Origin of the sequence: Sinomonas sp. G460-2 (genome assembly GCF_047759905.1) — a bacterium.
Taxonomy (GTDB): Bacteria; Actinomycetota; Actinomycetes; order Actinomycetales; family Micrococcaceae; genus Sinomonas.
Genome location: NZ_JBKZWT010000009.1, coordinates 19,963 through 41,790, shown reverse-complemented (window position 1 = coordinate 41,790; position 21,828 = coordinate 19,963). Strand labels below are relative to the sequence as shown.

General features: G+C 66.5%; 19 protein-coding genes and 2 pseudogenes. 10 read left to right on the top strand and 11 right to left on the bottom strand.

The genetic code is table 11. The features are described 5' to 3' along the window. Positions 1–256 precede the first annotated feature (256 nt). The 3 genes and pseudogenes from ACLN58_RS02425 to ACLN58_RS02415 all read left to right on the top strand — a co-directional run. Positions 257–589, top strand: a pseudogene (locus ACLN58_RS02425) (3,4-dihydroxy-2-butanone-4-phosphate synthase); the annotation flags it as partial. A 97-nt stretch (positions 590–686) separates the two neighbouring features. After that, positions 687–1,049, top strand: coding sequence for a 3,4-dihydroxy-2-butanone-4-phosphate synthase (locus tag ACLN58_RS02420; protein ID WP_415853683.1), 363 nt, complete (start codon positions 687–689; stop codon positions 1,047–1,049). Beyond that, on the top strand, positions 995–1,414 hold the full coding sequence (locus tag ACLN58_RS02415; protein WP_415853682.1) for a response regulator: 420 nt from the start codon (positions 995–997) through the stop codon (positions 1,412–1,414). Before ACLN58_RS02420 ends, ACLN58_RS02415 begins: the two co-directional genes overlap by 55 nt. 152 nt (positions 1,415–1,566) lie before the next feature. On the opposite strand, the pseudogene ribB reads toward ACLN58_RS02415, so the two are convergent. From ribB to glpD, 7 genes and pseudogenes are all read right to left on the bottom strand, one after another. Continuing rightward, a pseudogene (gene ribB / locus ACLN58_RS02410) lies at positions 1,567–2,160 on the bottom strand (3,4-dihydroxy-2-butanone-4-phosphate synthase); the annotation flags it as partial. A gap of 289 nt (positions 2,161–2,449) precedes the next feature. After that, positions 2,450–3,397 carry a 3-keto-5-aminohexanoate cleavage protein gene (locus ACLN58_RS02405; RefSeq protein ID WP_415853681.1) on the bottom strand — a complete coding sequence of 316 codons (948 nt, stop codon included), beginning with the start codon at positions 3,395–3,397 and terminating at the stop codon, positions 2,450–2,452. 2 nt (positions 3,398–3,399) lie between these two features. After that, complete coding sequence (gene lipA / locus ACLN58_RS02400; protein WP_415853680.1) at positions 3,400–4,443, bottom strand: lipoyl synthase; 1,044 nt, start codon at positions 4,441–4,443, stop codon at positions 3,400–3,402. Continuing rightward, on the bottom strand, positions 4,440–6,143 hold the full coding sequence (locus tag ACLN58_RS02395; protein ID WP_415853684.1) for a glycerol-3-phosphate dehydrogenase/oxidase: 1,704 nt from the start codon (positions 6,141–6,143) through the stop codon (positions 4,440–4,442). Before ACLN58_RS02395 ends, lipA begins: the two co-directional genes overlap by 4 nt. A 7-nt stretch (positions 6,144–6,150) precedes the next feature. Beyond that, positions 6,151–6,942: a lipoyl protein ligase domain-containing protein gene (locus ACLN58_RS02390; RefSeq protein WP_415853679.1), complete on the bottom strand. Its 792-nt coding sequence runs from the start codon at positions 6,940–6,942 to the stop codon at positions 6,151–6,153. Beyond that, entirely contained in the window at positions 6,939–8,465 is a 1,527-nt protein-coding gene (locus ACLN58_RS02385; protein ID WP_415853678.1) for an FGGY family carbohydrate kinase, read from the bottom strand. The genes ACLN58_RS02390 and ACLN58_RS02385 overlap by 4 nt, the downstream gene beginning before the upstream one ends. Beyond that, on the bottom strand, positions 8,462–10,102 hold the full coding sequence (gene glpD, locus ACLN58_RS02380) for a glycerol-3-phosphate dehydrogenase (RefSeq protein ID WP_415853677.1): 1,641 nt from the start codon (positions 10,100–10,102) through the stop codon (positions 8,462–8,464). The genes ACLN58_RS02385 and glpD overlap by 4 nt, the downstream gene beginning before the upstream one ends. Positions 10,103–10,298: 196 nt before the next feature. On the opposite strand from glpD, the gene ACLN58_RS02375 reads away from it, so the two are divergent. From ACLN58_RS02375 to pepD, 7 genes are all read left to right on the top strand, one after another. After that, positions 10,299–11,306, top strand: coding sequence for a sugar-binding transcriptional regulator (locus tag ACLN58_RS02375; protein ID WP_415853676.1), 1,008 nt, complete (start codon positions 10,299–10,301; stop codon positions 11,304–11,306). Positions 11,307–11,479: 173 nt separating this feature from the next. Beyond that, positions 11,480–12,724: an epoxide hydrolase family protein gene (locus ACLN58_RS02370; protein WP_415853675.1), complete on the top strand. Its 1,245-nt coding sequence runs from the start codon at positions 11,480–11,482 to the stop codon at positions 12,722–12,724. Positions 12,725–12,966: 242 nt separating this feature from the next. Next, positions 12,967–14,091: a sugar ABC transporter substrate-binding protein gene (locus ACLN58_RS02365; protein ID WP_415853674.1), complete on the top strand. Its 1,125-nt coding sequence runs from the start codon at positions 12,967–12,969 to the stop codon at positions 14,089–14,091. An 84-nt stretch (positions 14,092–14,175) separates the two neighbouring features. Continuing rightward, a complete protein-coding gene (locus tag ACLN58_RS02360) occupies positions 14,176–15,210 on the top strand; it encodes an ABC transporter permease (RefSeq protein WP_415853673.1) in 1,035 nt (344 codons plus the stop codon). Continuing rightward, positions 15,207–16,763 (top strand): sugar ABC transporter ATP-binding protein, encoded by a 1,557-nt coding sequence (locus ACLN58_RS02355; RefSeq protein ID WP_415853672.1) that lies wholly within the window; start codon positions 15,207–15,209, stop codon positions 16,761–16,763. Before ACLN58_RS02360 ends, ACLN58_RS02355 begins: the two co-directional genes overlap by 4 nt. 5 nt (positions 16,764–16,768) lie before the next feature. After that, the gene (locus tag ACLN58_RS02350) at positions 16,769–17,809 is read left to right on the top strand and encodes an ABC transporter permease (protein WP_415853671.1); all 1,041 of its coding nucleotides are present in this window, start codon (positions 16,769–16,771) and stop codon (positions 17,807–17,809) included. Between the two features lie 15 nt (positions 17,810–17,824). Next, positions 17,825–19,288, top strand: a complete 1,464-nt coding sequence (gene pepD, locus ACLN58_RS02345) for a beta-Ala-His dipeptidase (protein ID WP_415853670.1) — start codon at positions 17,825–17,827, stop codon at positions 19,286–19,288. 175 nt (positions 19,289–19,463) lie between these two features. Here the strand turns inward: pepD and ACLN58_RS02340 are convergent, their stop codons facing one another. The 4 genes from ACLN58_RS02340 to ACLN58_RS02325 form a co-directional block, all read right to left on the bottom strand. Continuing rightward, a complete protein-coding gene (locus ACLN58_RS02340; protein WP_415853669.1) occupies positions 19,464–19,679 on the bottom strand; it encodes a hypothetical protein in 216 nt (71 codons plus the stop codon). A 325-nt stretch (positions 19,680–20,004) separates the two neighbouring features. Then, a complete protein-coding gene (locus ACLN58_RS02335; protein ID WP_415853668.1) occupies positions 20,005–20,673 on the bottom strand; it encodes a dihydrolipoamide acetyltransferase family protein in 669 nt (222 codons plus the stop codon). Continuing rightward, a complete protein-coding gene (locus ACLN58_RS02330) occupies positions 20,670–21,533 on the bottom strand; it encodes a class II fructose-bisphosphate aldolase (RefSeq protein ID WP_415853667.1) in 864 nt (287 codons plus the stop codon). Before ACLN58_RS02330 ends, ACLN58_RS02335 begins: the two co-directional genes overlap by 4 nt. 25 nt (positions 21,534–21,558) lie before the next feature. After that, a complete protein-coding gene (locus ACLN58_RS02325; RefSeq protein ID WP_415853666.1) occupies positions 21,559–21,801 on the bottom strand; it encodes a lipoyl domain-containing protein in 243 nt (80 codons plus the stop codon). Between the last annotated feature and the right edge of the window lie 27 nt (positions 21,802–21,828).

Genomic DNA, 21,828 nt, shown 5'->3' with positions numbered 1-21,828 from the left:
GCACGCCGTCGCCCTCCGCAACGACTCGTTCAAGAAAGCCGTCGCCCACGCCGAGGAATTCATCTACGGAACATAGCCGGCACGTCACCCCGGCGACGCCCCCCGCGTGGTCCCGAAACCCAAACACCGTTCGTGAGAGAGATCCGGTGTCCATCGTGGGGCCGTCGTGCCCTGCCGGACGGCAGAATTCGGGAGGCGCTTGCGCCCGGATTAAGCGACCTGGCAATCGGGAAACACCTTGGGCGAGGAGGGCAGCATGTCGGCGAAGGGACGAGGCGCCATGCGGGAGCAGAGCGGTCTGTCCGATCTTGACGGCGCGCTCGAGGCCCTAGAGGGCCTCCGGCAGGGACGGCGCGTGATCGCCGTCGACGACGAAGGCCGTGAAAACGAGGGAGACATGATCCCGGCCGCCGAGCAGGCCGCACCGCCGGAAATGCTGCCGTGGATGATCCGGGTCACCAGCGGTCTTGTCTGTGCTCCGATGATCAACGAGATCGCCGATGCGCTCGACCTGCCGTTGATGACCGAGAAGAAGCGGGAGACGCTCCGCACGGCCCACACGGTCACGGTTGACGCGGCTGGCCGATCCACGACCGGGATCAGCGCCACCCACAGGGCGAGGACCCTCAGAGTCCTCGCCCTGCCCGAGTTCGGTCGCGGAAGATCTCGTCCGTCCGGGCCATGTCGTGCCGCTGCGCGCGGTCGAAGGGGGCAGCATCTGGGAGCACCCGGGCCCCACAGAAGCCGGCCTCCTCGACCTTGCAGGCCTGAGGCCAGTCGGCGTGATCGCCGAAGTAGCGGCAGAGGATGGGGAGATGATGCGCCTGCCCGCGCTGCTGGAGCTCGGCCGCGAGTGTCGACCTGCCCGTCATGAGCATCGAACAAGTGATCCCGGCGGTGTCACAGCCCGGATCGGCAGGACGATTAGTGCGGCGCGCTGTTCGAGCTCTGTGCTCGACCTGGGGGATTTCCACACGAAAGCAGGGAGTGCGAAGTGGACCGAGATGAAGAGGCGACGGGAGCCACGCATCTGCGGGTGTTCCTCCTGATCGGCTATGGGCGACTCAGGGCCCAGATCAGGCATCTGCTCGAGCACGAGGGCATGGAGGTCGTGGGCGAAGGCGCCTCGGTTCGGGAAGCGCTCCGGCTCCTCCCGCGGCTCCGGCCCCGCGTGGCCGTCCTGGACTCGACGGTCTCCGACGGCCACGGGATCGAGGTCTGCCGACAGGCCAGGGAATCGGTCCCAGGGCTCGGATGCGTCCTCCTTGCCAGCTACCCCGATGAGGCTCCGCAACAGAGCCAGGTGGACTGTGAGTTCGTCCTGCGGGAGATCGGCTCCCACCGCCTTCTCGAGGCCGTTCGGCGCGCCGCTGAGGGGCCGGGCACGGACCCGGAGAACGGGAGCCAGGGATGAGGGAGCACCCTGCCCGCGGGGCGGGAGACCGGCCCCAGGCCAGCTCCCGGACACTTCCGGCGCCACCCAGAATCCTTCCCCGAGGGAACAATTCGGATGACAGGCGGCCCCGACTTTCCGTCTCCTGCGCCTCGGCCTCAGTCCCCGACTCCCAGGTGGTCGACGAGCTGGGCGATGCTGATCACGGGCATGCCCTTCTCCTGGCCGAGTTCGAGCAGCCCGGGCAGCCGCATCATCTCACCGTCGTCCGCAACGACCTCGGCGATCACGCCGACGGGCCGGAGACCCGCCAGCTTGAGGAGGTCCACGGCGGCCTCGGTGTGCCCCCGACGCTGCCGTACACCGCCGTCCACCGCCCGCAGTGGAAGGACATGACCGGGTCGGATCAGGTCCGCCGGGCTGGAGGAGGGATCGGCGAGGACGCGGAGGGTGCGGGAGCGGTCGGTGGCGCTGATTCCGGTGGTGGTCTGGTTGGCGGCATCTACCGTTATGGTGTAGGCCGTCCGCAGGGAGTCCTTGTTCTCCTCGGTCATGAGGGGCAGGTCCAGCGAGTCCGCGGTCTCGTTCGGCATCGGAGCGCAGACGAAGCCGCTCGAGATGCGGATGATCCATGCGAGCCATTCCGGCGTGGCATGCTGGGCGGCCATGATGATGTCGCCCTCGTTCTCGCGGTCTTCATCGTCGACCGCGATGATCGCCTTCCCCTGTCGGAGCGCCTCGAGGGCCTCTTCAATCTCAGAAAGCATGAGCTGCCCTTTCCTTGATTCCTGGGCAATGGTGAATGGAAATTCAGAGTTAAACGATCCAGCAGTTGCTCGCTGATTGGGATCGCTCGGGAAACCGACCGGCTGCCGGTATCGAGATCCGGGCTGCCCCTTCCGTAGGCACCGAAGTGGACACCGCCCGTCTGCGACGAGCCGTGGCCTGGGCACCGAAAGGTCAAACGCAAGTTCCTCAAGCCGATCGTGACAAAATTGGGATTTGGTCTGGCGTCCTGTCAGGAACGGGCAAGGCGGCGACGATGGCCGGCCAGGGTCATGCGATTTTGTAGAGGGCTTTGGCCTCTTGCTGGGTTGCGATGGGGCGGCCGACTTCTCGTGCTATCTCCTGTGCCTGCTGGAGGAGTTCGAGGTTGGTCGGGTTTCGGTCGGGGTCGTAGAAGAGCTCGAGTCCTGTCTTGATGTGGCCGCCGAGTTCGATGGCCCTGCGGAGGATGTGGGTGTCGTCGAGGGCGCCTTGGCCCCAGATGGAGATGTACCACGGGTGTTTGACCTTGGCTTCCTCGATCATCCAGAGGTAGTAGTAGAGGCTCTCCAGGCTGGGCTTCATGCCGTTCGTTCCGATGGGTTCGAGGGCGGTGAGGCCGTAGTCTCCGATGAGGTAGAAGTCCCACATGGAGCCAGGGGTGGAGAGGCCCCGATTCACGTAGTGCATCGCGTGCCGCAGATGCCCGGGCTCGTAGACGCCGAAGACCATGGGCATGGCACGTTCCCGCAGCATCTTCATCTGGCTGGCAATGCGTCGGTAGTTGAAGCCGAACTCGGGGCCGGAAAGGTATCCCTCCTCGTCGGCGTCCGTGGCGAACAGTGTGAGGCCCGTATCGACGCAGGCGATCTTCACGTTCGCACCCGAGGAGAGGAATGGAACGTGCTCGAGGCCGTGCTCGTGGCCGGTCAGACGGAGATTGTTGCACGTTGTGGGATACCACGTGATGTCGGGGTATTTCGCCAGCACCTTGTCCCATGTGCGCATGTAGTCCTTGTATGCGTCCTCGCCGAGCAGGTCGAAGCTGCTGTTGTGCGCGTGGATCGCACCGGCCCCGGCCTCCCAGCACCGGATCGCGTCCTCGGCAATCTCCTCATAGGAGATCGGCGTGTTCGGGTTCATCTCCTTCGTGCGGATGCCGTTGATGTGGGACTCGATGACGACCGGATAGTCCCACCGGGGCTTCATATCCGCATATCTGTCGAGGGCGGTGGTCATGATTACCTCCTGGAATGATCGGCTGGGCTGGTGGATCGGCGGCTTTGGCCGGCGAGGAGGGTCGCAGCCTCCTGGCGCGTGGAGCCGGACGACTCGATGTGCGCGGGCTGCGGCGGGATCTCCCAGCCCTTCTTGCGCATCGCCGTCGCCCAGAGCCGGCCCGCGCGGTAGGACGAGCGCACGAGCGGCCCGCTCATCACGCCCAGGAAGCCGATCTCCTCGGCCTCCTGGGAGAGCTCGACGAACTCCTGCGGCTTGACCCAGCGGTCCACCGGGTGATGCCGCTCCGACGGGCGCAGGTACTGGGTGATGGTGATGAGGTCGCAGCCGGCCTCGTGCAGATCGCGCAGAGCCTGGGAGACTTCCTCACGGGTCTCGCCGATGCCCAGGATGAGGTTGGACTTCGTGACCATGCCCTGGTCTCGGCCCTGCGTGATGACATCGAGCGAGCGCTCGTAGCGGAACGCAGGCCGGATGCTCTTGAAGATGCGGGGAACGGTCTCTACGTTGTGCGCGAACACCTCGGGCTTGGCCTCGCAGATCGCCGTGATGTGCTCAGGCTTGCCGGAGAAGTCCGGGATGAGGATCTCGACGCCGGTGCCCGGGTTGAGCTCGTGGATCTTGCGGATGGTCTCCGCGTAGAGCCATGCCCCCTCGTCCTCGAGATCGTCGCGGGCGACGCCGGTCACGGTCGCGTACCGGAGAGACATGGACCGGACCGAGCGGGCCACCTTCGTGGGCTCGAAGCGGTCCAGCGGCGAGGGCTTGCCGGTGTCGATCTGGCAGAAGTCGCAGCGCCGCGTGCACTCGGAGCCGCCGATGAGGAAGGTCGCTTCCTTGTCCTCCCAGCATTCGAAGATGTTGGGGCAGCCGGCCTCCTCGCAGACCGTGTGCAGCCCCTCCTTCTTCACCTGGTTCTTGAGCTGGATGAACTCGGGGCCCATGTGGACCTTTGCCTTGATCCAGTCGGGCTTGCGCTCGACGGGCGTCGCGGCATTGCGCTGCTCGATGCGCAGCATTCGGCGCCCCTCGGGTGCGAGCGTCACAGGAGTGCTCCTTCGGGCTCGGCCCTCATGCGGTGGGCCGTCTGGAGGATGTGGAGGGCGTCCTCTGCCTCTTCCCGGATCCGCTCGGGGTCCCAGCCCAAGTGCGCGGAGAGGACCTGGGCGATCTCCCGTGCGAGTTCGGCTGTGACAAGGCCGCGGAACGCGAGCGAGGTCCGGCGGACGAGCACATCGACTACGTGCCCGATGTGCTCGTGCTCCGCCATGTAGGCCAGCTCGCGTGTGCTCAGCTCGCGCGTGCTCTCGAGCAGGCCGTCGTCGCCAGCGCGCAGGAAGGCGACGACTTCGGCGGCGCGCGTTCCGTAGCGCTCGAACAGAGTCTTCGCCCGCGCGGCGTCCACGCCGCCGCCGAGCAGGCGCTTGAGCCAGGCCTGGCTGGCCCGCTCCCCTTGCGGGAAACCGGCACCGCCGCCGATGGCCAGCTCGGCGGTGCTGCGGACGCGCGCCATCCCGAGCTCCTTGACCACCTCGTCCACTAGGTGCGCGGAGACCGCGCGGAAGGTGGTCCACTTCCCGCCCACGAGGCTCAGCCGGACCGGCTTTCCCCCGTGCGCCGTCCGCTCGATCCGGTAGTCCCGCGAGACGAAGCCGGGCGCGGTGTCGTCGTGCCGCGGGAGCGGCCTGACCCCGGCGAAGGTGTAGACGATCTGCTCCTCGCCAACCGAGACGTCGGGGAAGACGTGCCGGATGAGGCCGAAGAAATACGCGATCTCCTCATCCGTGCAGACGGGCGTGAGATCCTCGCCGGCATCGATGTCGGTCGTTCCCACGAGCACGCGGTCCCCGATCGGGTAGATCAGCACGATGCGCCCGTCGCTGTGCTCGAAGAAGAGCTCCCGCCCCCCGGTCGCGGCGAGCAGCTCCGGGGAATCCAGCACGATGTGGGATCCCTTCGTGCCGCCCATGAAATGCGTGGAGGCGCCGAGCGCTCCATTGGTCCGATCCGCCCAAGCCCCGGTCGCGTTCACCACCACGTCGGCGCGAACGGCGAATTCCTCCCCGGTGAGCTCGTCGCGCAGCAGCACGGCGCCGTCGTCGTCCATCCCCACGGCGCTGCAGTAGTTGGCCGCACGCGCCGTGGACCCCCCGGCTTGGAGCCCGTCGCGCAAGACGTCGAGAGTGAGCCGTTCCGGGTTGTGCACCGAGGCGTCGAAGTAGGTGGCGGTGTACTTCACATCGTGGCGCAGGCTCGGAAGCTCCGCGAAGGAACGCTTGCGTCCCACGAACCGGTGCCGCGGGACAGTCCCTCCCTGACGGGAGAATGCATCGTAGAGCGCGAGCCCGACCTTGATGAGCAGCGCACCCCGTTCCTGCGGCTTGCCGGAGCGGTGCGTGAGGAAGCGCAGGGGCGCGTTCAACAGTCCCGAGAAGGTGCTGAAAACCGGGATCGTCGTCTGGAGGGGCTTGACATAGTGCGGGGCGATGCGCAGGAGCCGGTTGCGCTCGACGACGGACTCGCGCACGAGCCGGAACTCCCCGTTCTCCAGATACCGGATGCCGCCGTGGATCATGTGCGACGAGGCTCCCGAAGCTCCCTGGCAGAAGTCACCCCGCTCGACCAAGACGACATCCGCCCCCTGCAGTGCAAGGTCGCGGAACGTGCCGACGCCGTTGATCCCGCCTCCGATGATGAGCGCCTGAGCCCGGGGGCGGCGCCGGATGGCGTCGACGGCAGGGCGCATGGGGTGGTCACTGGACACGAGATCCTCCTGACGTTCCGATCGGCGCTGCGAGGGCCTCTCGAGGTGGCTGCGAGAATACGGGCGGGGCTGGGGAGCCCGCCCCGAGCGGAATGGTGCGGTACAGTTCTCCGACGAGGGCCTCCCGGACGTTGTCGAGTGTGGTCCCTGGTGCGGAGTCGGCAACGCAGCCGACGGTCTCGGGATTGAAGTCGAGGTCGAGCATCTTGTACGCGCCGGCCAGCGTGCTGCGAGCGCGTCCAGCCTCTTCGACCATCACCACCGCGCTGAACAGATAGCCATGCTTGGTGATCCGCTGCCCGGTGCCGGCGAGCTTTGCTCGACCGGAGTCGTTGACGCTGAACTCCCCCGCGCAGTACTCGCCGGGCACGGGACCGACCCTCGCGTCGATCCCGACGGCGCGCAGGGCCCGCGCGAGAGCGTCTCCGAAAAGCCCGAATCGCTCGCGGATGTGGGCGCGGGCGCCGAGGTGCGGCGCCCACAGGTGGATCACGAGGTCTCCCGGGCCGTAGGCCGCCAGATGGCCTCCGACAGGACGGATGATCGAGGAGAATCCCTGGGAGTCCATCCATGCCTCGGCGCGCGCGTACCCTCTGAGTCTCGAGTCACGCCGGCTGAACGCGGCGGTCGCCTCGGGCCGTGCGAGATTGAGCTCTCCGGGGCCGCCGGCCGCGAGGGAAGCCAGCTTTCCCCAGACGAGCTCCATGTCCGCGATGCCGGACCTTGGACGGGGGTCTCGGACCACGGCCATGGGGCCGGCTCCGAAGGCCGCCTGCGTCATGCCTGCCCTCCCCTGAGGGGAATGTCCGCCGAGTGACGGCCGGTCACCGTCCTCACAGCCTCGCACCAGCCCGAGTACAGCTCTTCCCTCCTCCCCTCCGTCATGGTGGGTTCGAAGACCCTGTCCCCCTGCCATCCTGTGGACAGGTCCTCCTGCTTCCATAGGCCGACGCCCATTCCCGCGAGATGGGCGATGCCGAGGGCCGTTCGCTCGAGCTCGGTCGGGCGGTGCACCGGGATGCCGAGGATGTCCGCCTGGAACTGGCACAGCAGATCGCTGCGGGCCGCGCCGCCGTCGACCTTGAGCTCTGGGACCGGAATGCCCGCGGCAGTGAGAACGTCGATGTTGTCCCGTGTCTGATAGGCCATCGCCTCGACGCCCGCCCGCACCACGTGCTCGGAGCCAGTCTCGAGAGTGAGCCCCACGATGCTCGCTTTCGCGTCCCGTGACCAGTGCGGCGCGCAGAGGCCCGCGAAGGCGGGAACAATATAGACGCCGCCCGAATCCGGCACCCGTCGTGCGACTGTCTCCGCGTCCTCGTCGGGCTGGAGGACCCCGAGGCGCTCGCGCATCCACTGCAGGGTCTGGCCGCAGTGGAACACCACGCCCTCGATCTCGTATGCCGTGGACCCCGCCGCGGTCCAGCCCACGCTTGCGGTCAGGCCGTCGAGAATGGCCGGTTGCTGACCGCTGTTCGCCGTCAGGACGCCGGCGGTTCCGTAGGTGTTCTTGACCGAGCCGGCCTCGAAGCAGGCTTGGCCGAACATGCCCGCCTGCTGGTCCCCCATGATCGCCATCACCGGAACGCTCGTGCGTCCCGGAAGGCCTACATCTGCCGGACGCATCTCGCCGAAGCGCGAGTCCGAAGGAAGGGCCGGAGGCAGGAGGCGCTGCGGGATCGTGCAGGCCTCGGTGAGCTTCTCGTCCCAATCCAGAGTCTCGAGCGAGAAGAGGGCCGTCCTGGATGCTTCGCTGTGGTCGGTGAAATGCGAGCGTCCGCCGGTCAGCTGCCAGAGGAGCCACGTGTCGACCGTGCCGGCGGCAAGCTCCCCGCGCTCTGCGCGCTCCCGCACTCCAGGCACGTTCTCGAGGATCCACGCGAGCTTGGCCGCAGTGAAGAACGAGTCGTTGAACAGGCCGGTCCTCTTCCTGAACTCGTCATCGAGCCCGTCGAGGCGCCAGCTCTCCACGATGGCGTCCGTCTGCTTGGACATCCACATGAGGGCGGGATGCACCGGCTCACCCGTCCTGCGGTCCCAGATGAGGCACGTCTCGCGGTGCGTGGTGATGCCGATCGCCGCGATGTCATCGGACGACGCGCCCGCCTTCGCCATGACGGCGTCCATGCTGAGGCGCTGAGCCTGCCACAGGGCCATCGGGTCCAGCTCCACCCAGCGGGGCTTCGGGAACAGCGGTGTGACGGGGTTCCGCGCCTCGGCGACAATCTCCCCTTCGAGGTCAACCAGCACGGCTCGGGCACTCGTGGATCCTTCGTCCAGTGCCATGACATATCGGGCGCTCATCGACGCGTGCCCTTGAGGGAGTCGGCCTTCCCCGATTCTGCCTGACCGGGGACCGCGAGCCGCGTGAGCCACTCGAAGTAGCCGGCGACTTCGGAAGCCTGCCGTTCCTCATCCCATCCGTGGCGCTTGCCCAGGATCGCTGCCGCGCGTTGGGCGACGGCGGTGCCATGGTCGGGCTCGAACGCCAGGAGCATGCGTCGGGCGAGCACGTCGGTGAGGGTCTTGGCGAACTCGTGGCGCATGGCGAAGACCAGTTCTGCCCCTATCGCCCCCGTCGCGGGATGGAGAACCTCCGCGAGCTCCTCGTCGCCGCCCGACTCCGCGAAGACATCGAGAGCCCTGCTGCCGTAGAGGTCGAGGAGGCGTGCTACCGTCTGCTCCGACAGGCCCTCGCCGAGGAGGTAGATCCGCGCCTCCTCCGAGGAGCCGGCGGCCCCGGGGAGAGGAAGCCTCGAGGTGACGCACTTGGGGCTCTGCCGGCCGAGGCGCTTGAAGGCGTCGTCGACCGCGTCCTCGGCAAGTTGGCGGTAGGTTGTCAGCTTCCCGCCCACGACCGTGATGAGGCCCGGCAAGTCGGGCGCGTGGTCGTGGAGCACATGGCTGCGCGGCACCTGCCACTCTTCGACGTCGGGCGCGTAGGGCAGTGGCCGGACGCCCGAGTAGGTGAACAGCACATCGTCCTGGGTCAGATGCGCCTCGGGAATCAGCTCGTTGACCTCGCCGAGAAGATAGGCCATCTCATCGGCATCGCACCGCGCCTCGCCCGGATCCTCCTCGAACCGGAGGTCGGTGGTCCCGATGAGATACCGGCCCATCCACGGAATGACCAGAACGAGCCGGCCGTCCTTCTTGGATTCGTAGTACACGACGTCATTCGGCGCCCCCGGGAAGGGATCCACCACGAGGTGGCTGCCCTTCGTGCCGCCATTGAGGCGGGGCTGCGGAGGCACCCCCCGGAGGAACACCCTGTCGATCCACGGGCCGGCCACGTTAAGGACGATTGGCGCTCGGACGTCGTGCGTCGTGCCGGAAAGCATGTCCTGAAAGCGGACGCCGACGACCCTTCCCCCGCTCAAGATGGGTTCTTCGACCCGGGCCTTGGTCCGGATCACCGCGCCAGCCCCCGCAGCGGCCACAGCGACCTCGACGCAGAGCCGCTCCGCATACTCGACCTGGCCGTCCGTGAAGACAACGGCGCCGCGAAGGCCCGAAGGCGCAATCCCGGGGAATCGGCGCAGGAGCGCGTCGCGGCCCAGGACCTCGTGGCCCTGGGTCTTCTTGTCGAAGGACAGCGCGTCGTAGACGAACATCCCAAGCTTGATGAGCCAGACCGGACGGCGGCTATGCTCGTACATCGGCATGATCAGACGGAGCGGCTTCACGAGGTGAGGGGCGAGACGGAAGAGGCGTTCGCGTTCGCGGAGCGATTCGCGGACGAGGGCGAAATCGCGATGCTCGAGATAGCGAAGTCCACCGTGGACCAGACGACCGGACCAGGCCGAAACGCCGCTGCAGATATCATCCTGTTCCAGCAGGATGACTCGCAGTCCTCGGATCGCTGCGTCCCGCGCGATCCCAAGCCCATTGATGCCTGCTCCCACGACGATCAGGTCGAAGGGGGCGGTCAGCTCCTCCATTGCGGCTTCCCTCCTGCTGGAACATGCACTAGAATAAATATTTGTTTAGTGCATGGACATTTCGATAGACCTTTACGAGTCTCCGGGCCCCCGCATCCGATGTCAAGAGGTTCCCGGCACCCTTCACCTCGCGGCCTTGGCAAAGGCCTAGAATTTTCCCTCATACGCCCCACGGGCGGCTAAGGAGCTGATACTGATGGCGGATGTCGACGCCCAGCGTCTGATGATCAAGGTTGCACGGCTCTATCACACGCATGGCATGCGTCAGACGGACATCGCCAAGCGCCTGCAGATCTCCCAGTCGAGGGTTTCCAGACTGCTCGCTCAGGCCGAAGAGGCCTCGATCGTCCGCACGGTGGTGGCCGTCCCCCAGCACATCCATGCCGAGCTCGAAGACCAGGTCGAAGCCCGGTACGGGCTCAGCGAGGTTCACGTTGTCGATGCCGTCAGCCACGACGAGACGGAGCTGAGCAAGGATCTCGCCCATGCGATGGCCTCGCTCCTCTACGACCTCGCCTTCGAAGTCCGCACCGTGGCGTTCACCTCCTGGAGCAAGACGCTCAGGCTCATGGTCGATGCACTGCTGCCGCTGCGCACGCGCTGCGAGCGGGTCGTGGAGACGCTCGGCGATCTCGGGCCTCCCCGGCTGCAGCACGACGCCGCCCGCTCGACGCAGCAGTTCGCCGGCCTTACCGGCGGCGAGCCGGTCTTTCTCCGAACCCCCGGCGTCGTGCCCAGCCCCGAGATCAAGGAGCTCCTCCTCAGCCGGGATCCCTATGCGCGGGGCGCTCTCGAGCTGCTGGACTCGGTCGACCTCGCCCTCGTCGGCATCGCACCATCGGAGATGGATCCGGAGCTGCGTTCAGGGGAGAACTTCTTCACAGACGAGCAATACGAGCGAGTGCGCGAGCAGGGTGCCGTCGGTGAGGTCTGCCTGCACTTCCTCGACGCCGACGGAAATCCGATCGCCTCCGAGCTCGAGGAGCTCGTGGTAGGCATCACCCTCGAACAGCTCAGGAACGCCCGGCATCGATGGGCTGTGGCCGGCGGCGAACGCAAGCACCGAGCGATCCGGGCCGCCGCTGCCGGCGGCTGGATCGACACCCTCGTCACGGACGCGGCCACGGCGAGATTCCTTCTCGAAGGCCCTCCTCCGCCCACCAGGCCCGCGCCCGCCGCCCCTGCCGCCACGACAACGCCCTGAGGCACATGTACCCACGTCTGCGGCAGCGGGCGCGGCGCATCGTGGCCTTCGCCGCGTTCCGATTGCCGTCTCGCGAGCTGTGGAACCTTGACACGCCTCAATCTCGGTTTCATCCTGTGAATGGTTACTTTAACCCCGCATATTTAATACACCCTACTTTACGGAGGCTGGGCATGGCGGCACAGGGCGACCGGGAGGTCCACCCGTTCACCATTTCAATTCCCGAAGAAGACCTCGCGGACATGAACGAGCGGCTTCGCCGAACTCGCTATCCCGCGGACTTCGCGAACGACGACTGGCGATATGGGTACAACAGCGCGTATCACAGGCAGCTCGTCGACTACTGGATCGAGGAGTACGACTGGCGCGACGTCGAGCGGCGCATGAACGAACTGCCGCATTTCAAGACGAACCTCATGGGCGTCCCGCTCCACTTCATCCACGTCGAGGGGAAGGGGCCGAACCCCATGCCCCTGCTCATCCACCACGGCTGGCCCTGGACATTCTGGGACCTGCGCAAGGTGATCGGCCCGCTCTCGGACCCGGCCAGCTACGGCGGAGACCCGGCGGACGCCTTCGACGTCGTGCTCATCTCCCTGCCCGGCTACGGATTCTCCTCACCGCTGAGCGAACCCGGCTGGAACTGGTGGAGGACCGCCGACCTAGAGAATGCCCTCATGAAGGAAGTCCTCGGCTACGAGAAGTATGCGACGGCCGGCGGCGACTGGGGTGCCTTGGTGGCGCAGCAGCACGGGCACAAGTACGAGCAGGACGTCTTCGGCGTCTACACGCACTTCCCCGCCCAGATGAGCCACTACTTGGCCGAGCACCCCGATGCCCCTCCTGGAGTGAAGTTCGACCCGCTCCTCGGCCTTCCCGACGCAAGCGAGTACAGCGACGCCGAGGAGAAGGGCTGGTTCGAGCGCGGCAAGCTCTTCGTCCAGAAGGAGAGCGGATACGGCGAGATCCAGCTGACGAAGCCACAGACGCTCGCCGCCCTCGTGGCAGACTCGCCCGCCGGACAGCTGGCCTGGATCACCGAGAAGCGCTACTTCTGGGGCCTCGAGGAGCGCGGCGAGGGCACCGAGGCCTTCGAGCGCGTGTGGCCCAAGGAGGACCTTGTGACGACCGCCGCGGTCTACTTCCTGACCAACACGGGCGGGACCTCGTCCCGCTACTACTGGGAGTGCCGGGGGAATCCGTGGAGGCCGAGCCACGACCGCTTCCCCGTCGTGGGCGCCCCCACCGCAGTGGGCATCTATCCGGGGGAGATCTACAAGCCGCCGCGGACCTGGACCGAGAAGTACTTCAATCTGCAGCAATACAGGGTGCATGACGAGGGCGGGCATTTCGCTCCGCTCGAAGTGCCGGACACGTACGTCGACGACGTGCGGACCTTCTTCCGCACCTTCCGCTGACCGCTGCACCGCCTGAAGGAGGAGCCTGCCAGGCAGGCTCCTCCTTCAGGCTGCGAGGGCAGTTCCGGAGCACGGCCAGACGCGCGCTTCTTGCGTCATCCTCAAGCCGCCGCTCACGGTCTCTTGACAGGCTCTGGTGACGTAGACCACACTCGGAGAATCCAAATGCAGCCTGCGAATGAATATTCAGCACCGCTAGCCTGCGGCTGCCTCCCGGGCCATCTTTCACGAAGGAGTATCTGATGCCCCTCAGCAACACTGTCCGACGGCGTGCGGCAGCGGCCGTTGCAGCCGCTGCGCTGCTGGCCATGACGGCGTGCACGTCGACGACGGCCGCCGCCCAGAAGACGCTTGACAAGAAGGACATCGTCCTCGTCGCCTCGGTGATCAACACGACCAACCCCTACATGGCCTCGATGATCCAGGGCGCACAGGCTCTGTCGAAGAAGCTCGACGTCCCGCTCCAGATCGTCGACTCCGAGGGAAGCTCGCAGACCGAGATCTCCAAGATCCAGGCGATCCTCGCCCAGGGCAAGAAGGTCGCGCTGATGGTCAACACGGTCGCGAGCTCGGACGCGCCGCCGATCGTGAACGCGGTCAAGGCCGCCGGGGGCTACGTGACCATCTGGTGGAACAAGCCCGACAACTACGAGCCGTGGAACGTCGGGGACAACTTCGTCGCCTTCCAGAAGCACTCCGGCGTCGAGAGCGGTGAGTGCACCGCCAAGGCCCTCGCGGACAGCATCGGCGGCAAGGGCAACGTCATCGCCCTCGCAGGCGTGCAGGACAGCACCACGAGCCAGACCCGCGTGGCCGGCCTCAAGGAGGGTCTCAAGGCCTATCCGAACGTCCACCTGCTCGACACGCAGCCGGCGAACTGGGATCCGCAGCAGGGCCTTCAGGTGACGCAGAACCTGCTCGCGAAGTACGGCAACCAGATCAACGGCGTCTGGGCGGCGGACGACGGGATGACGATCGGCGCGATCCAGGCCATGCAGAATGCCGGGCGCATCAACGACGTCAAGTTCACGTCGGACGGGCTCTACCCGCCGATCATCGAGGACATGCAGAAGCACCTGGGGAACGACGCCATTGCCGGCGAGACGTTCCACCGCGGCTTCATGGCGGCGGCAATCGGCCTGTACACCGCGTACCAGGCGGCGACCGGGGCCATCAAGCCCTCGGAGCTGCCGCATGAGAAGCGCGACAGCCTCTTCAAGATCAGCTGCGTCACCCCGCAGAACCTGACCGACTTCACGAAGTACGACAACAACATCGATGGCTGGATCGACGACCTGCTCAAGAACGGGCCCTGGGACACCCAGCCCGTCCCGCTGGTCGGCGGTGGGCCCGAGAAGCTTCCGTAACCGCAGTTCGCGGAAGGCGGCGGCTGCCGCCGTCGGACTCCGACGCAGCAGCCGCCGCCTTAAGGAACCAGACAGGTGATACCAATGACAGACAAGGAACGTGGGATGGTCCTCCTCGAGCCCAAGCCCATGGAAAAGCGCCCGGCAGCCCGACGCCATCGCCGATTCGAGCCCAAGAGCCTCGGAGAGGCGGCGGCCCTCCTCGTGCTGATCCTGGTGTTCGCTGTGCTCAACCCCGGCTCCTTCCTCACACCGCAGAACGCCCAGACCGTTCTGGATCACGCCGCCCTGCCCCTCCTCATCGGCGTCGGGTCCACGCTCGTGATCCTGACCGGATCGATCGACCTCTCGGTCGAGGGCATCATGGGAACCGCCGGGATGACCTTCGTCCTCCTATCGGCCAACAGCCGCGGGGGAGCCGATCTAGGGTTCTGGGCCATCCCGGTCGCATTGGCGGTAGGCATGGGCATCGGCCTTGCGAACGGCCTCATCCACACCCGTCTCAAGGTGCCCTCCTTCATTGTCACGCTCGGCATGTGGTTCGTCGGACTCGGCATCGCGACGGTCCTTTTCGGACAGTCCTCGATCCCGTTCCTCGCCGACTCAAGCCTCAAGTCCTGGCCGACCAGCCTCACCTTGGGCCTGCCGAACTCCTTCCTCCTGGCGGCCATCCTCGTCCTCGCGGGCATCGGCGTCACCAGGTTCACGCGTCTGGGCCGCTTTGCCTATGCGATCGGCGACAGCGAGGAGATCGCAGGCGGCAACGGCATCCCCGTCGCCAGGTACAAGATCTACGTCTTCGTCGCCGCCGGAGCCTGCAGCGCGGCCGCGGGCATCCTCGCGAGCCTCCAGCTCGGCGCAGGCTCCGCGACAGTCGGAACGGGGAACCTCTTCGTCACGATCGCCGCGGTCGTCATCGGCGGCACTTCCCTCGGCGGCGGCAAGGGCGGCGTCCTCCGGACTGCGATCGGCGTCATGCTCCTCACCGTCCTGAACAACGGGCTCATCCTCAGCGGAGTCAGCCCCAATATCCAGTCCGCGGTCTCGGGAGCCGTCCTGATCGTGGCCGTCCTCGCCGCTTCTTGGCCCCACCGCAGCAGATTGAGGATCGTGAAATGACGAACGCAGACCTGGCCCCGTCCGTTGGGCTCCAAAGCCCAGCGCTCAGGCTCACCAACATCTCGAAGTCCTTCGGCCCGATACAGGCCGTCAAGAACATCTCGCTCGAGATCCCGCGCCACGAGGTCGTCGGCCTCATCGGCGAGAACGGCGCCGGCAAGTCGACGCTCCTGAAGATCCTCACTGGCCTCTACCAGCCGGACTCCGGGGTCATCGAAGCCGGAGGGCGCCCGTTGAAGTTCCGCAGGCCGCAGGACGCGGTCGCGGCCGGCATCGGCGTCGTGCACCAGGAGCAGTCGCTCCTGACGAACCTCTCGGTGGCAGAGAACATCGCGATGAATGCCATTTCGTCGAAGGACACCGCCACGAAATACGGCATATACCATTGGAGCCGCCTCAATCAGGAAGCCTCCCAAGTGCTTGCCCGGATCGGTTCCGCGATCGACCCCCAGACGATCGTCGGCGACCTCTCCTTCGTGGACCGTCAGATGGTGGAGATCGCAAGGGCCCTCCGGGTCGACGAAGCCGTTCACGCGACGCCCCTCGTGATCCTCGACGAGCCCACGTCGGTCCTCGAGCGCAACGAGACCGCGGTCCTCGAGAGGGAAATCCGCAACCTGAAGAAGATCGGCTCGGTTCTCTTCGTCTCCCACCGCCTCGACGAGGTCCTCAGGATCTGTGACCGGGTGATCGTCATGAGGCACGGGCAGGTCGTCGCAGACCGCCGGAGGGAGTCCGTGACGGAGGATGAGCTCTTCAAGCTCATGATCGGACATGAGTCCCGTCCGCAGGGCCGCCCAGCCGGCCGAGGTTCAGGGCAGGCCGGCGAGCGCGCCCTCGAAGTGACCGGGCTCCAGCGGAAGGGCAGCTTCAAAGAGGTCTCGTTCTCGGTCGCCCCGGGGCGCTGCGTCGCGATCGTCGGTGCGATCGGTTCGGGCCGCGAGTCGCTCTGCCGCGCCATATTCGGAGCCGAGCCCTTCGATTCGGGCTCGGTCGAGGTCGGCGGACGCCCGGTGAGTTCGTGGTCCATGAGAAAGGCTGTGCAATCCGGCCTCGCGTACATCCCCTCCGAGCGAAAGGTGGAGGGGATGATCGGAGGCCTGAGCGGGGCCGAGAACCTGACGCTCGTGCACCCAGGCAAGTCGGCTTGGGGGCCTTTCCTCAAGCGCCGCGCTCGCGCCAAGGCTGCCGCGAAATGGTTCGACAGGCTGGACGTCCGTCCTCGCGACCCCATGCTGCACCTGGGCAGGTTCTCGGGAGGCAACCAGCAGAAGGTCGTCCTCGCCAAGTGGCTCACCTCTGACAATCTCAAGGTCCTGATCCTCGACCACCCCTTGCGCGGGCTGGACCCGGGTGCCTCGCAGACCGTGAACGAGCAGATCCGGGCCGCTCAGGAAGCCGGGACCGCCGTCGTCCTCCTTCCAGACACCCTCGAAGAGGCGCTCGAGATGGGCGACCACATCCTCGTGATGCGCGACGGCGAGATCACGGCGCGGTTCGACCTCGCCGTCGACTCTCCGACATCCCTCGACCTGCTCGAAAAGATGGTGTGACCAACATGTCAAAGAAAGCCACCCTCGACATGCCCAAGAAAGCCGTTCTGGACAACACGCCGTCATCCGACGCGACCTCGGTCAGAAGCAGGGCCATGCACCTCCGCCCGGCGGAGCTGTGGCAGTCGGCAGGCCCGTTCGCCGTCTTCGCGGCACTGTTCATCCTCGTCGCGGTCCTGACGCCCACGTTCATCGGCGGCGGCGGCCTCAGCATCCTCGCCGTGCAGGCTGCGCCGATCCTCCTGGTCGCGCTCGGGCAGGCCATGGTCCTCCACGTCGGGTCCATCGATCTGTCCAACGCGGCGGTCGTCGTCTTCTCGGCGATCATCCTCGCCCAGACGCTCGGGCCGTTCGGGGCCGTGGCCCCGCTCCTCTGCGTTGCCGTCATGACGCTCATCGGCGCAGTGAACGGCTTCCTGATCGCCTTCGGCCAGGTGCCGTCCTTCGCGCTCACCCTTGGCACACTGGGCATCCTGCAGGCCGCCTCGCTCGTCGTGAGCAATGCGACGACCGTCTACGCGACCGGGAACACCGAATTGCTCGATTCCCTGTATGGAACTGCTCTGGCCGACCTTCCAGAGGCCTTCTGGCTCGGCGTGGTCGTCGCCGCGGGCCTCTGGGCCCTGCTCCGGTTCACCCGGACCGGGCAGGGAATGACCGCCGTCGGCCTGAACGAGTCCGGCGCCCTCTTCTCCGGGCTGAGGACGCGGTGGCTGAAGGTTGCCGCCTTCGCCCTGTCGGGGCTCCTGTCCGGTATAGCCGGCGTCCTCGTGATCGCCCAAGGCGGAGCAGCGTCGTCGTTCGGGCTCGGAAGCGACCTGCTGCTGCCCGGCATCGCCGCGGCCATCGTGGGCGGGACAGCGATCACGGGAGGCGTCACCAACCCGATCAACATCGTCTTCGGCGCACTGACAGTCGGCCTTGTCCCGATCGGCGCGGCCGCAGTAGGCATCACCCCGCAGGCCCAGAGCCTCGTCTACGGCCTCGTCATCATCATCGTCGTGGCGCTGACGATGAACCGGAACCGGGCCGGCGCGGTCAAATAAAAGAAAGGAATTCCCGTGTCCTCACTCAAATCCCTCCAGCCCCAAGAGGTGTTCTCGTTCTTCGAGACCCTGTCAGGCATTCCCCGCGGCTCCGGCAATGAGAAGGAAGTCGCCGATTGGGTGGTGAATTTCGCGCGCGACCGCGGCTTGGAGGCGAGCCAGGACGGAATGCACTGCGTTCTGGTCAAGAAGCCCGGGCAACACGGCCTGGAAGACGCGCCTCCGCTGATTCTGCACGGCCACCTGGACATGGTGTGCGAGAAGGATGACGGCGTCACACACGACTTCATGAGCGATCCGATCGAACTCCTCGTCCAAGGGGACTTCGTGACCGCGAACGGGACTTCGCTCGGCGCCGACAATGGCATCGGCGTCTCCTACATCCTGGCGCTCCTGGATTCGCAGGACCTTCCGCATCCGCCGCTCGAAGCAGTACTGACGGCCATGGAGGAGAAGGGAAAGGTCGGAGCCGCCCAATTCGACACGTCGAGGCTGTCGGGCAAGCGCATGATCGACTTCAACTGGATCACCGACAAGGAGATCCTCGCGGGCTGCAGTGGGGACGTGACCTTCACCGTCGACCTCCCCGCAGAATGGGAGTCAGTACCGGGCACCCACACCGAAGCCCGCCTTCTCAAGGTCCGTGGGCTTGCCGGCGGGCACTGCGAGTTCGACATCCACCTCGAACGCGCCAACGCCGTCCTCGTCCTCGCAAGGATCCTCAACGGCCTGCTCTCGCAGCACGATGTCAGGATCAGCGATCCCCACGGTGGCGCGCAGAATAACGCGATCCCCGCAGATGCCCAGGCTGTTCTGCTCCTTCGGCCGGAAGAGGTCGGGGATGTGGAAAAAGCCGTCGCCGAGCTCGAGCGGACCCTGGCCGACGAGTATCGACTTGCCGATCCTGACGTCAGGCTCAGGCTCGAGCCAGCCGAAAGGCCTGAGCGCGCCTTCTCGGCCGAGGCGGGAGCGCGTTTCGCGCGGCTGACGGCGTTGATCCCCAACGGCGTCCTGAGCTGGAGCCTTGCCGTGCCAGGCATCGTCGAGAGCTCGAACAACCTGGGCACAGTGCGCACCACGTCAGACGGCGCCCGGCTCATGTCCACCATCACGGCGGCCGTGACATCGCGCAAGCACGAGATCTTCGATCGGGTGCGTTCGCTCGCCGCGCTGGCCGGCGGGGGTGTGGTCGTCGAGCAGTACGGCCTCGATGCCCCCGAGTTCCCGTACCACCCGGGCTCCCGGATCCTGGGGACCGCCCAGGCGGCGTTCAGGGACGTCATGGGGTCAGAGCCCGATGTCCATGTTTCTCAGTGCAGCCTGGAACTGGGCATGTTCAGCCGGAAGATCCCCGGGCTCGACATCATCTCGATCGGCACCGAGCTCCATGATCTCCACTCCCCCAAGGAGACCGTGAACCACACCTCGGTGGCAAAAGTCTGGCCGCTCGTCCAGGCGGTCGTGAGCCGGCTGAGCTGAACCAGGCGGCGGAACCGCCCCCTGCACGATGGGCGCCCTTTTCTGGCCCGTCGCAGATCGAGAGCGGCCTCTTTACCAGAGGCCGCTCTCGATCAGCGGCGGGCCAGATGCTTTTCCGACCCTTCGGATCTGCTCGGTTCGCAATGCCGTTGAATTCTTCGACGAGTCGGACTAGTTAACCCTTCATGGACTTCGGGGACTGGTCGGCGAGGGGCCTCCTGGGATGCGTGTTCCCGAGGCCCTTCACGTGGATCTCGTCAGCCATCGACCTGAGCGAATCGTCGATGCCCGCAATTCGCCCCAACAGAGCCTCGACGCGCCTCAGCGCGAGCTGACGGTGGTCGGCCGCGGCCCACCGGAATTCCAGCTCCAACGTCAACTGCCTCGCCATTGGAATAGAAGACCGTGGCGATTCCCGCGACCTTCCCTACCTCGGCCTCCGTCACCTCGTCAGCCGCTCTGGTGTTGAAGTGGTGCGCATGCCGTAGTCCAGCCCGCAACGCTTGGCTGCCGCGGCTATCGCGCCGACACCGGGACGGCTCGCCAGTCACGCGCGTCCACGTCCGAACGGACCACGTCCACGGTCGACTGCGCCCGCTCGCGACCGACGGCGTGGACTGGCCGAGGCGCCGTGTTCTGGCGTCAACCCGGCGCCCCGCGCACGCCAATGGGCCCGAGCTTCTTTGGCTCGGGCCCATTGGCCTGCGGAGAGTCGCTCAGATCGACTCGAGGTGCTGCTTCACGGAATTGAGGAAGCGCGCACCGGTGGCTCCGTCGACGGCTCGGTGGTCGCAGGTGAGGGTGAGCCTCGCCTGGGGGCGCCAGACTGCCCCGACGTCGCCGTCGCCTACGTACTCCTGACGGGTTGCTCCCACGGCGAGGATGGCGACCTGGGGGACGTTGAGGATCGCGTCGAAGTACTCGATTCCCATCATCCCGAGGTTGGACACGGTGAAGGTGCCGTCGGAGACGTCGGCCATGCCGAGGCGCCCTTCCCGGGCCCGCTGAGCCAGGTCGCGACGCGAGGCCGCAATCCCGACGATGTCGAGATTCGCCGCGTCCTTGATGACCGGGACCATGAGTCCCGCCGGCGTGTCGACGGCCATGCCCAGGTTCACGCTGCCGAACGTGGTCACGGCTTCGTCCCCGTAGTGCGCATTGAGGGCCGGATGCTCGCCCAGCGCGCGTGCACAGGCCGCGAGGATCGCGTCCGTCACCGTCGCCCCCGGGATCCGTCCCTTGACCGTCAATGCCGCGCCCATGTCGGCTTCGACGGCGAGATGGAAGACGGGTGCCTCCCAAGCGGAGACCATCCGGCGGGCTGCCGTCCGCCGGATGCCCTTGAGGGGGGTGACGGTACCGTCCTTCACTGGGGTGGACGTCATCGGCTCCCCAGGGGAAGGCTCCGAACCTTGCCGGCGCAGCCGTAGAGCTCCATCTTCTTGACGGTCGCAGCGATCATCCGCTCGCGGCCCTCGGCCATGGCTTCCTCGAGCTGCCTGTCGCCCTCGGCCCACACCGCCTCGATCCCCGAGCGGAACGCGTGCCGCAGATCTGTGTCGGCGTTGAACTTGTGAACGCCTGCAGCCATCGCCGCGAGGATCTCGTTGTCGGGAACCCCTGAGGCGCCGTGGAGCACGAGAGGGATTCCGACGGCGGCTTCGATCTCCTTGACCCGCTGGATGTCCAGCGGCTGGGGCTTGGCGAGCGGCACACCGTGGACGATGCCCACCGAAATGGCGAGGAAGTCGACTCCGGTCTCCGCGACGAACCGTTCGGCCTCGGCCACGTCGGTGTAATAGGCGGACCAATCGACCTGCTCGTCGGCATTGGGGATCTTGCCGAGCTCGGCCTCGACCGGGATGCCGAACTCATGCGCGACCTCGACGAGCTTGCGCGTCGTGCGGATGTTCTCCTCGAAGGGGAGGTGCGCGCCGTCGTACATGATCGAGGTGAAGCCGAGCTTGATCGCCTCGAGCACCTCGTCCCATGGACCGTGATCAAGGTGGATCACGTAGTTCGACTCGGATTCCTCGGCGATGCGCTTCGTCATCTCATAGGCCTTCTTCAGGCCCATGTGCGGGACGATCGCGCGTCCCACCTGGAGGAAGACCGGCGCCTGGGCCCGCTCGGAAGCCCTCACGAGCGCCTCGGCGGTCTCCTCGTTGTGCATGTTGAATGCCCCGACGGCATAGCCGCCGTCTCGCGCGTCCTGGACGATCTGACGCGGATCCACCTGTGGCATGGTCCCATCCCTTCCGCTTCCGCCGTCAGGCGGTCTCGATGTATGCCAATACGGCGCGGACCTCGACGGTCTCGCCTTCGGGGACGACGATCTCGGCGAGGACGCCGGACGCGGGGGACTCGAGGGTCTCCTCGACCTTCTCCGCCTCGACCTCGGCCAACGGCTCGTCTTCGGCGACGGTGTCGCCGACGTTCTTCAGCCAGGTGGCAACGGTTCCCTCGCTCATGCCCATGCCCCATTGGGGCAGCAGGACCTCGACTCTAGCCAATGTGTCTCCTTCAATAGATGGTTCTTG